The following is a 9733-nucleotide window of genomic DNA, read 5'->3' on the forward strand; positions in this document are numbered from 1 at the left end:
TCACGCACCTTTTCTTGACGGTAGCTGCTTGCACCGACTCCGACTGGATCTAATACCACTGGTACATCTGCTTTATTTGCAGCGGTGCCTGCTATCATCATCGCTTCTACACCTGCAGATGTTAACGTTCCAATATTAAGGACAAGTGCTTTGGAAATGCTTGCTATACTAGCGACTTCTTCAACCGCATAAGCCATGACCGGGGAAGCACCCATTGCTAGTAAACCATTTGCGACATCATTTGCTACCACTTGATTGGTCATATTATGCACCAACGGGTTGTTTACTCTCATCTTTTCCAATAAGTGTGTCATTTTTTCTTCTCCTCCTTCTGCAACTAATTGAACGTTACCTAGAAACAACAAAAAAAGCCATTCTCTTAAAGAAAATGGCTTCACCGTAGGAAACACAAACGAGACGTGTCCCTTCACTTCTGCCACATTTCCTCCGCTGGTACTAACCAGATCAGGTCCAAGGGTCAGGACAAACCTATCTCAGCCTTAAAAAAGGCCCCCCTAGTGGTATCGATTCAATTCACTTAAAGAATAGCACGCTTAACAGATTGTCGCAAGTTGTGGCACTTTTACTGTTTTTGAAAATAGTCGGTGAGTTCTGTGATAAACCTTTGTGCCGCTTTACTCAAGTAACGATCATTGCGATAAATAATGGCTAATGACCGTTGTGGTGCGTCTTCTATTGGAATAGCTATCATATCTTTGTCCTCAAACGCTTCAATTAATTTATGGGGTTGGATTGAAGCCCCAACTCCCGCTTCAATCAATTGAAAGATGGCCGTTGAAGAACCAGGTGCCATTATCGGTTCTACACGAATGCCTTGTGTCAAACACCAACGGTCAATTAAATCACGGCCATAAAAACCTTTTGGGTATAAAATCAATGGTATATCTGCTAATTCACTAATTTCAATTTTTTTCCGTGTCGCCAAGTGACTTTTTTTAGATACAAAAAGGCAATAGGATTCTTTGAAAATTGGACGTGCTGTTAATTGTGAATGTGCGGGTTCCACTAAGGCTAATCCAATATCTACTTCATTAAGCAATACTTTATTGGGAATATCAATTGAAGGGATTACCTCGATATGGACAGACGGAAAGTCACGATGAAAGGCCACTAATAATTCAGTCAAATGATAATCCAAATCAGAAGGTAGCACTGCAACATGCAATGTCCCACTGTATGCATCTTTTAAATCATCTATCGCTGTTTGGGCGTTTTCCAATTCTTTAATTGCTTTGATAGCATACCGTTGTAGAATCAAACCGGCTTCTGTTTGCACTGTTTTTTTACCTAGACGATCAAATAAAGGCACGCCCACCTCGCCCTCTAACACACGGATCTGCTGACTTAAAGTTGGTTGTGAAATACCGATTTTGAAAGCTGCTTCTGAAAAATGTAATTCCTCACATAATGTTAAAAAATAGTGTAAATGTCGCAATTCCATTATTCCACCTCTTCCTATAGCTAAAAACTATCGTTTGTATACAAATAATAGTATTGTTGTATGTTTAAATCAAGTCTAAACTGATGATATCGCTAAATAATTCACAATTTAAAGGAGTTACACTATGAAAAAGTTATATCTAATACTCATTATTATTTTTGTCTCACTCAATTTACGACCTGCCATTACATCTGTTGGGCCCTTATTAGGCCAAATCCAAGCTGATTTACATATAAGCGCCGGTTCAGCAAGTCTTATCACCACATTACCCGTTTTATGTATGGGTTTATTTTCATTGCTAGCGATCAAAATCAGTCAACGTTTCAGTGTTGAAAAAGCCTTGTTCATTGCAATGTTACTGTTATTTGTTGCTACACTTGCTCGTTTCTTTGTAGATTCATTAACAAGTTTATTATTAACCGCTCTAATCGCAGGTATCGGCATCGGTATTGTCGGCCCTCTAATTGCCGGCTTTATTAAGAAACATTTCCCGGAAAATAACGGAATGATGAGTTTTTATTCAGTATCAATGGTTGTTGGCGCTGCTGTTGCCTCTAGTTTTACAATCCCCCTCTTCACTGCCTTTAATGACTCTTGGCAAATGTCCTTGAGTTTTTGGTCATTGTTGGCAGTTATCGCTGCGCTACTGCTACTACCACTCATAAAAAATAGTCCCACTAACAAAAATCAGCTTGTTAAACTTTCCTCATTATGGCACCAAGCTTTTCCTATGATGCTCTTTTTCAGTTTTATGGCAGCCATTTTCTACATTCTTACCGCATGGTTATCACCTTATGTACAAGCAACTGGCATGTCTCGTTATCACTCTGGTTTATTATTAGCTGTATTTACAGGTGTACAAATTCCTGTGAGTTTCCTCATTCCGTTGTTAGTGACTCGATTTGGTAAACAATACCTTTGGTTAATATTTTGCGGGATAGCCGAACTTCTGGGTGTTTTATTCCTGATTGGTGGTTTATCACCTTGGTTTTCTACTATTATTCTTGGCATCGGTGCAGGCGGCCTCTTCCCACTCGCATTGCTTCTACCTATGACAAGAGCGCAAACGTCTCAAGAAGCTATTTCTCTCTCTGCTCTTATGCAATTCGGCGGTTTTATCATCGGTGCTTGTGGACCGCTTCTATTCGGTTTAATGATTGATTACTTCGGTAATTTCTCTCTCGCATGGGGAATGGTAGTTATCCTGATCGTTACTATGTTAGCAAGTGTTATAAAACTAGTTAGAGCTTCATACTAAAAAGAGCCCTTCATTCGAAGGGCTCTTTAATCGAAGATAAATTGGAAGATAAATCCGTACTCTTTACTTTTTTAAAAAGTTCTTTTCATAAAAAGCTGCGATTTGGTCCATTACATCTCCTCGAACAAGATGACGCTCATGCTCATCTGTTAAAAACACAGTATTTTGAGCATATTTTTCTGCTTTAATCGTGTTATAAAAATCATAGGCTGCTTCATAAGGTATCTTTTCATCTAGTTTGCCATGCCAAAATAAAAAGGGACGATTCGCAATCATTTCTGGATGTTGCGCTAAATCATAATGGCCCACCCAGGATAAGGCCAATCGTAAATCTTTAGGTACAGCTATCTGTCGTTTAGCTGCAGAACTTATGACTAAATCAATATAAGACAGCGGACTCGGCGTCCCCATAACACAAGCCGCTGCTTGTATTTCTGGGTGTTGCGTTAATAACGCACAAGTGGTTATTCCGCCCATTGACACACCACCAACAGCGATTAAATCCCTCTCAATCATCTGTTTTTTTTCAAAGAAACGAACCAAAACAGAGAATTCTAAAATATTATGCTGAATACTCGACCAAAAGGTAACCGAAGGTATGGAAGAAGGTTCTCCCAACTTACGTTCACCATGAAACATTGCATCTGGTAAAATTACCCGCACACCCAAACGCGCTATTTTACGTGCTTGCGTTAAAACAAGCTCCTTTGACGATTGCCAACCATGATAATAAATTAATAAGGGTAATGCTTCTGAGCGTGACTCCTCTGATACAACTTCTAATACTGGAATACGTTCAATTGAACGATGACGTACTGCTATCTTCATCTATCTCATCCTTTTATCAGCCTTCGTTTGTTAACGAAATAGCGTTTATTTAAAGATTAACCATTTGCTCGCTGCATAGTTAACAATAACAACCACAACATTCGCAATAATCTTGGCTATCAGTGCCATAATGCCAAAGACGCTTACCATTAATACCGTTAAACCAACGTCAATCCCTAGCGATACACCACGAAATCCTAAAAAAAGAAAAATCTCTTTTACAGTGCCTTTCGTATCTTTTTCGATGCGTTCAAATACCCATAATTTATTGCTGAAGTATGCGAAAATAATCGCTAAGATATTCGCTATGGTTGCACTGACCGCAAGCTCTATTGTTGTATATTCGTCTAAGCAATAAAACGCTACAATATTTACTAACGTTGTTAAACCACCCATTACTAAGTATAAAAACGCTTCTTTTTTATTGTTATTACTCATTATGAACTCCTTTTATTTACTGTTTACTTTGTGTTTTATCATAACCTTTTGCTATTGTTTCTGCAAATTTACAAGCGTTCTTCTTTTAACTGGTAATACCACATAACTGTTTACAAATAACGACAGTATTTGTTATGCTGAACCTTTAAATAATCAATAGGAGGATCTACTAATGCAACGCGCTAAAGAAAAACAAAAATCACCTTGGTATGATTATTTAATACTTTTATGCTTCGCCTTTTTCACCTTATTGTTCTTCACAAAATCATCACCCTTATTTTACCTTAACGATTGGGTTGACTCCAATGCTTACTTTACAGTTGGGAAAGGGATTATTCATGGCTTAATCCCCTACAGAGATCTATTTGAACAAAAAGGGCCTTTACTCTATTTTATTCATGCCGGAGCCTACCTCATTGAACGTAAAAATTTCACTGGTGTCTATGTTTTTCAAAGTATTGGCTTATTTATATCATTATTGTTTGCTTATAAAACCTTCACCCTCTACACTACACGCAAAATTGCATTGCTAATGAGCTTATTTTTACCTCCGCTACTTTTAATCACCTTATTTTATCGAACAGGTGATTCTGCAGAAGAATTTTCTACCCCCTTTATTTTTGGTCTCCTTTACTTCACTTTCAAAATCATCCATTCTCAAACTTTTCAGCATGGCCTCAGTTGCTATTTATATCAAGGTATTTCTTTAGGCGCTGTCTTTTGGATGAAATACACCTTAATCGGTCCTTGGATTGGTTTTTTCTTCTTTATTTGCTGTCTCCTACTTATAAAAAAAGAATTCGTTTTATTATTAAAAATCACCCTAATTAGTTTATGCGGTTTCAGCTTGATTTCTATCCCCATTCTCTTTTATTTCTATTATCATCAAGCCATCACTGATTTAATAGATGTTTATTTTTACTTTAATATCTTTTATTACCCTCCTACTACACACGCTTTTTTCAGCATCATACGTTCGTTCGTATTCACCGCTGGCAACATCATAAAAGCACCACTCATTCTAAAATTGATGCTAATAGTTGGGCTTTTTTCAGCCTTTTGCACAACCGTGATTTCAAAACGATTAATTGATAGATTACTCCTATTAACTCTGTTCAGTTTCACATTCATTACAGCTTATTGGGGTGGGAAAAACTACCTTTATTATTTCCTCATACTTTTACCATTTGTTATTTACGCTTTTATTGCCGCCCTTAAAACAATCAAAAAAAGACTAATTAATATTACTTTTGAAATAACACACCGTCATCTATTTATTGCTATTTTTGTAAGTATGGCGCTTACTTTTATGAATAATCCACTGATTTTAGAATCAAAAATTTTCCCTAACAATTCCACGCTGGTCAACAATAAACAAAATATTTCTACGAAAACGCCTCAAACTATCCAACATATTTTCGCTAATATTATCAAAAAATCTAACAACCAAACGCTCCTTAATTATGGATTTTTGGATTACGGAGTCTATACTGCTGGGGATTTCCTTCCAAATGTACGTTACTTTATGAAACAAAACATATCGAACGAGATTTATCCTGATATTATGGACGCACAAAATAAGTACATCAAATTGAAGACCACTCAGTTCGTTATTGTAAAAACCAAACACCCTCTCAAAGAAAAAGATGTTGGCACAGCTCTCTTACACAAAAATTATCAGTTGGTTGCTGATTATAGCGATAAAAAAACGAAAACAGTCCACTATTGGTTGTTTGAATCAAAAAAATAACATGCAGTAAACTGTCACTAACAGCCTTACTACATGTCTTCCGTTCATTCTAATGGCACAAATAAGCTGATTAAATTTCCATCAACATCTTCAAGGATACAATAACGTTGCCCCCAGAAAGCATCCCATGGTTCACGAACACCTTGATAACCTTTTGCGATAACATTATCATATAAGCGATCTAACTCCTGAACGTTTTCGCATAAAAAGGCTAACTCAATCCTTTGTCCTTTAGGTTTTTCTAACTCACCAAACAACGGCGTCACCATTTCTTCCGTATTAAATGATAAACGGACCCCGCCTTGATCCACTTCAACATAGGCCTCTTTCTCAGCATTATCTGGAAAACTAAAACCTAATGCACGATAAAAAGCTAACGATGCTTTCATATCTTTAACAATGATACCAACCATATCAAGTTTCATCTTATAACCTCCAGTTACTTTTATTTGAACTAACCTTCGTTAATCTCAGCCTTCATTTTCTTGGTTAACTTGTCGTAAATTAATTGGTACGATTGTTTTAGACATTTTTCTATTATGGGTGCACCAATCGATTCATCTTCCAATAAAATTGAAATCCAATGTGTTTTATTCATATAGTACCCTGGTGAAATTGCTGCATTTAATTCAACCAACTCTTCATTATCAGAAGGTAAACCTTTAACGGTTAAAATCGTTTGTCCTGTTTTGTTGGTGCCGTTCATTGCAAATATTTTCCCACCAACCAGAAAAGTATCTGCTCCCCATTCATCTTTATGGACAATCATTGCACCAGGCAATTCAGACACAATATCCTTCAATAATTCACCTGCATTCACCATTATCTCAACTCCTTTTTTTCAAATGTGTTAATAGACGAATCAATAGCGGGGGTAAGGTCAACGCGTAAACATCTGTAATACGTTCAACGATTTTATCATCTCTGCTCATTTCATCTTTAGTTAGATAGAGCACTTCATATTTAACGCCAAATGAGCGCCAATCATATGGACTACGTTGCGCACCATTTTTTTCATAAAAATCGATACGCTTTTGTTTACTTTCATCTGTCGGATATTCACATTCAATCAACAAATTAGGCAGGTTTTCTTCCTTATGTAAACGCTGTAAAAAATAACTGCCATATCCATCTTGTTGATGCTTTGGCAAAATCGCAAACAAATCGAGAATACCAATATTTTGTTTTGGATCTCTTAATACCGCTGCAAAACCTATTAATTCACCCGCTTTTTCCAATATCCAGACAAAATAACACCCTCGTTTCATCAATTTTTTCAAACCTGAATACCTTCTAATTTCATTGCGTGGAAACATTGTCATAACATAGTTCTGATGTATCTGTTTAAAGGCTTCAGCCTCGATTTCTCTTATATTCATAGAGCTCCTTTTAAAGCACATTCATTCTTAACTTTAATTATACGGATAGAAAAAACATTCGTCAAAAATGTCCGCCTTAAATAAAAGATTTAACTAACATAACTAATCAAATAATTCATTTAATTAACAGTAATATTACAAATATTACATTTTTAACTTCCACCTGAGTGTACCCTATGTTATAGTACAGTTGTACCCCTTTCTAACAAAGCTCTAGGAAAATTTATCCTGTTCATTGTTGTAAATATCTTTACGATATATTTAGACTGATGACTAGTTAGTAAACTAGCTACTCGTCATCTAATTACTATAAAAATCAAACCACAAAAGGAGTTTTTACATGAATTTTTTCAAGCGCGCATTAGTTAGCATTTCACGAAAAAAAGGCAAGTCCCTTCTTCTTTTTGCAATTATCTTTATCTTAGGGAATGTCATTGCAGGTGCTGTTTCGATTTCACAAGCGACAAACAATGTCGAAAAAACAGTTAAGGATCAATTGGGTGCACAAGCAACCATTGATATGTCTGAAGAAACAATGGAAAAATTATTTAAAGATAGTAACGAAGATACGGAATTTCCTGAACCACCAAGTGTTGATGTGATTAAAAAAGTCGGCGCACTTGATTCTGTAAAATACTACGATTATAACATTGAGGATTATTATACCTCCGAAAAAGTAAAAGCAGTTATACCAAAAGATGAGGAAGAAAACGCTGAAGACATGGGTAACAGTTTCCAAGCTAAAGGTGTTGAGTACGCCAATCTTCTTGATGTTGAAGAGAATAAAATAAAGTTAGATGCAGGAAGTGTCTTTACTAAAGAACAGGTAGCAGATGGTAAAAATGTCATTATTATGTCTTCCCAAGTTGCCAAACTCAATAACATTTCAGTTGGTGACAACTTTGTTTTAGATAATGTCTACACTTCGTACGATGATAAAACTGACAAAGAAAAAAAATTATTTACACATGTCAATTCTTTTAAAGTAGTGGGACTTTTCACACCTACTAAAATTGAATCAAAGAAAAAATTAAGCAACGATAAAAAAATGGAACAAGAATGGGTAACGAACGAGCTTATCAACACTTTCTATCTACCTAATAAGACCGTTTCAAGAATGAATCAAGCTTATGTGAAAGAATCGTTTGAAAAAGATACCACAATGGCTGATGGTATGAGCGAAAAAGAACTGGCTGACTATAAAAAAGGTGCTAGTCAAGAGGCTTATTCATCAACATTTGTAATTAAAAAACCTGAACAAATGCCTGATTTTGTAGCAGATGCAACACCCTTATTACCAAAACACTATTCAATTATTTCCGCACAAGATAAATACGATACAATTTCTGGTTCTATGAATAAAGTAGCCAAATTTTCTAAATATATTTTAATTACTGCAGCAGCAGCTTCAATTATTATATTAACGCTTGTAATTATTCTCTTTATTCGCGACCGTAAAAAAGAACTCGGTATTTATCTTTCACTTGGAGAAAAGAAAATAAAAATTATCGGTCAAATCTTTATTGAAGTTCTCATTGTTGCCTTCATCGCTATTTCAATTTCGCTTTTCACTGGGAACTTACTGGCGAAAAACGTTTCAACTTCATTGATTAGTAATGATACAAAAACGGAACAAGATAGCGGTATGATATCTGGTAATCAAATTGGCAATGCTAATGCTGATATTGATTTTGATACTGTTAAAGATTCATATACTGTGAAAATTGATGGTCCTTACATTGCCTTCTTCTATCTCATTGGCCTTGTGACTGTGATTCTTTCAACTGCGCTACCAATGCTTTATATTCTTCGATTAAATCCTAAAAAAATTATGATGTAAGGAAGTGAAACCATGAGTATACTAACAGTCAAAGATGTCGATTATTTTTATCAAGATGGCGATCGCCAACGTTTCATTCTCAAAGATACCGATTTAGCATTTGAGAAAGGGAAATTTTATACTATCCTTGGGCAATCTGGCTCGGGAAAATCAACTTTTCTTTCATTGATTAGCGGCTTAGATACACCGCATAAAGGCCAAATATTATACAACGATGTTGATATTAAAACGATCGGTTACGAAGAGTATCGTCGCAATGATATGAGTATTATTTTCCAGGGTTACAATTTGATTCCTTATTTAACTGCTGTTGAAAATGTTTTAGTTCCGATGTCGATTACTACAAATGATATTCCCACAGATCATAATGAAGTAGCCTTAAATTTATTGGATTATATTGGTTTAAATAATGACAAAGCAAAACGAGTGGTCACACAACTTTCTGGTGGTGAACAACAGCGTGTCGCTATCGCGCGTGCCCTAGCAACAAATGTTGATATTATTCTTGCCGATGAACCGACAGGTAATCTCGATGAAGATATGGAACAAGAAATCGTTGCTATTTTCAAAGAACTTGCTCATCAACACAATAAATGTATTATTGTTGTTACACACTCTAAAGAGATTGCAGAATTATCCGATGAAACGTACTATCTGCATAAGGGGGCTTTCAGCCAAAATGAGTGATTTTTTATCCAATTTCGATAATAAAAATTATCGTTCACGCACTGAAAAAAAAGCAGAAGAAAACTCTGAAAAAGCCACATCGTCACAAACA

Annotated in this window: 11 protein-coding genes and 1 riboswitch; of the genes, 4 read left to right on the plus strand and 7 right to left on the minus strand. The window is 35.8% G+C overall.

The genetic code is table 11. The features are described from left to right. The coding region (locus tag IKV95_RS04270; protein WP_287451435.1) for a hydroxyethylthiazole kinase at nucleotides 1–314 on the minus strand (314 nt) is incomplete at its 3' end. A gap of 110 nt (nucleotides 315–424) precedes the next feature. Beyond that, a riboswitch (TPP riboswitch) is annotated at nucleotides 425–527 on the minus strand. A gap of 56 nt (nucleotides 528–583) precedes the next feature. Then, on the minus strand, nucleotides 584–1462 hold the full coding sequence (locus IKV95_RS04275) for a LysR substrate-binding domain-containing protein (RefSeq protein WP_287451433.1): 879 nt from the start codon (nucleotides 1460–1462) through the stop codon (nucleotides 584–586). Between the two features lie 124 nt (nucleotides 1463–1586). On the opposite strand from IKV95_RS04275, the gene IKV95_RS04280 reads away from it, so the two are divergent. Then, nucleotides 1587–2720, plus strand: a complete 1134-nt coding sequence (locus IKV95_RS04280) for an MFS transporter (protein WP_287451434.1) — start codon at nucleotides 1587–1589, stop codon at nucleotides 2718–2720. A 63-nt stretch (nucleotides 2721–2783) separates the two neighbouring features. Here IKV95_RS04280 and IKV95_RS04285 read toward each other — a convergent pair whose 3' ends face one another. Then, a complete protein-coding gene (locus tag IKV95_RS04285) occupies nucleotides 2784–3548 on the minus strand; it encodes an alpha/beta fold hydrolase (protein ID WP_029091092.1) in 765 nt (254 codons plus the stop codon). A gap of 45 nt (nucleotides 3549–3593) precedes the next feature. After that, on the minus strand, nucleotides 3594–3986 hold the full coding sequence (locus IKV95_RS04290; protein WP_036027029.1) for a GtrA family protein: 393 nt from the start codon (nucleotides 3984–3986) through the stop codon (nucleotides 3594–3596). Nucleotides 3987–4158: 172 nt separating this feature from the next. On the opposite strand from IKV95_RS04290, the gene IKV95_RS04295 reads away from it, so the two are divergent. Next, nucleotides 4159–5736, plus strand: a complete 1578-nt coding sequence (locus IKV95_RS04295) for a glycosyltransferase family protein (protein WP_119904505.1) — start codon at nucleotides 4159–4161, stop codon at nucleotides 5734–5736. 44 nt (nucleotides 5737–5780) lie between these two features. On the opposite strand, the gene IKV95_RS04300 is transcribed toward IKV95_RS04295, so the two are convergent. The 3 genes from IKV95_RS04300 to IKV95_RS04310 are packed head-to-tail and all read right to left on the minus strand — an operon-like array spanning nucleotide 5781 to nucleotide 7115. Then, nucleotides 5781–6161, minus strand: a complete 381-nt coding sequence (locus tag IKV95_RS04300; protein ID WP_029091089.1) for a VOC family protein — start codon at nucleotides 6159–6161, stop codon at nucleotides 5781–5783. Between the two features lie 29 nt (nucleotides 6162–6190). Continuing rightward, a complete protein-coding gene (locus IKV95_RS04305) occupies nucleotides 6191–6559 on the minus strand; it encodes an MmcQ/YjbR family DNA-binding protein (RefSeq protein ID WP_069127503.1) in 369 nt (122 codons plus the stop codon). Between the two features lie 4 nt (nucleotides 6560–6563). Further along, nucleotides 6564–7115: a GNAT family N-acetyltransferase gene (locus tag IKV95_RS04310; RefSeq protein ID WP_069126182.1), complete on the minus strand. Its 552-nt coding sequence runs from the start codon at nucleotides 7113–7115 to the stop codon at nucleotides 6564–6566. 340 nt (nucleotides 7116–7455) lie between these two features. Here IKV95_RS04310 and IKV95_RS04315 point away from each other — a divergent pair, with 340 nt between their 5' ends. Both IKV95_RS04315 and IKV95_RS04320 read left to right on the plus strand, forming a co-directional pair. Then, nucleotides 7456–8955 (plus strand): FtsX-like permease family protein, encoded by a 1500-nt coding sequence (locus IKV95_RS04315; protein WP_069118301.1) that lies wholly within the window; start codon nucleotides 7456–7458, stop codon nucleotides 8953–8955. Between the two features lie 12 nt (nucleotides 8956–8967). Then, a complete protein-coding gene (locus IKV95_RS04320) occupies nucleotides 8968–9642 on the plus strand; it encodes an ABC transporter ATP-binding protein (protein WP_029091085.1) in 675 nt (224 codons plus the stop codon). Nucleotides 9643–9733: the final 91 nt, after the last annotated feature.

Source organism: Brochothrix sp. (assembly GCF_017549435.1).
GTDB lineage: Bacteria > Bacillota > Bacilli > Lactobacillales > Listeriaceae > Brochothrix > Brochothrix thermosphacta.

What these genes read in the sequence shown, in the direction of transcription:
- IKV95_RS04285 (WP_029091092.1), bottom strand. Translation starts at nt 3,548, where the DNA reads ATGAAGATAGCAGTACGTCATCGTTCAATTGAACGTATTCCAGTATTA.
- IKV95_RS04295 (WP_119904505.1), top strand. Translation starts at nt 4,159, where the DNA reads ATGCAACGCGCTAAAGAAAAACAAAAATCACCTTGGTATGATTATTTA.
- IKV95_RS04290 (WP_036027029.1), bottom strand. Translation starts at nt 3,986, where the DNA reads ATGAGTAATAACAATAAAAAAGAAGCGTTTTTATACTTAGTAATGGGT.
- IKV95_RS04310 (WP_069126182.1), bottom strand. Translation starts at nt 7,115, where the DNA reads ATGAATATAAGAGAAATCGAGGCTGAAGCCTTTAAACAGATACATCAG.
- IKV95_RS04315 (WP_069118301.1), top strand. Translation starts at nt 7,456, where the DNA reads ATGAATTTTTTCAAGCGCGCATTAGTTAGCATTTCACGAAAAAAAGGC.
- IKV95_RS04280 (WP_287451434.1), top strand. Translation starts at nt 1,587, where the DNA reads ATGAAAAAGTTATATCTAATACTCATTATTATTTTTGTCTCACTCAAT.
- IKV95_RS04300 (WP_029091089.1), bottom strand. Translation starts at nt 6,161, where the DNA reads ATGAAACTTGATATGGTTGGTATCATTGTTAAAGATATGAAAGCATCG.
- IKV95_RS04275 (WP_287451433.1), bottom strand. Translation starts at nt 1,462, where the DNA reads ATGGAATTGCGACATTTACACTATTTTTTAACATTATGTGAGGAATTA.
- IKV95_RS04305 (WP_069127503.1), bottom strand. Translation starts at nt 6,559, where the DNA reads ATGGTGAATGCAGGTGAATTATTGAAGGATATTGTGTCTGAATTGCCT.
- IKV95_RS04320 (WP_029091085.1), top strand. Translation starts at nt 8,968, where the DNA reads ATGAGTATACTAACAGTCAAAGATGTCGATTATTTTTATCAAGATGGC.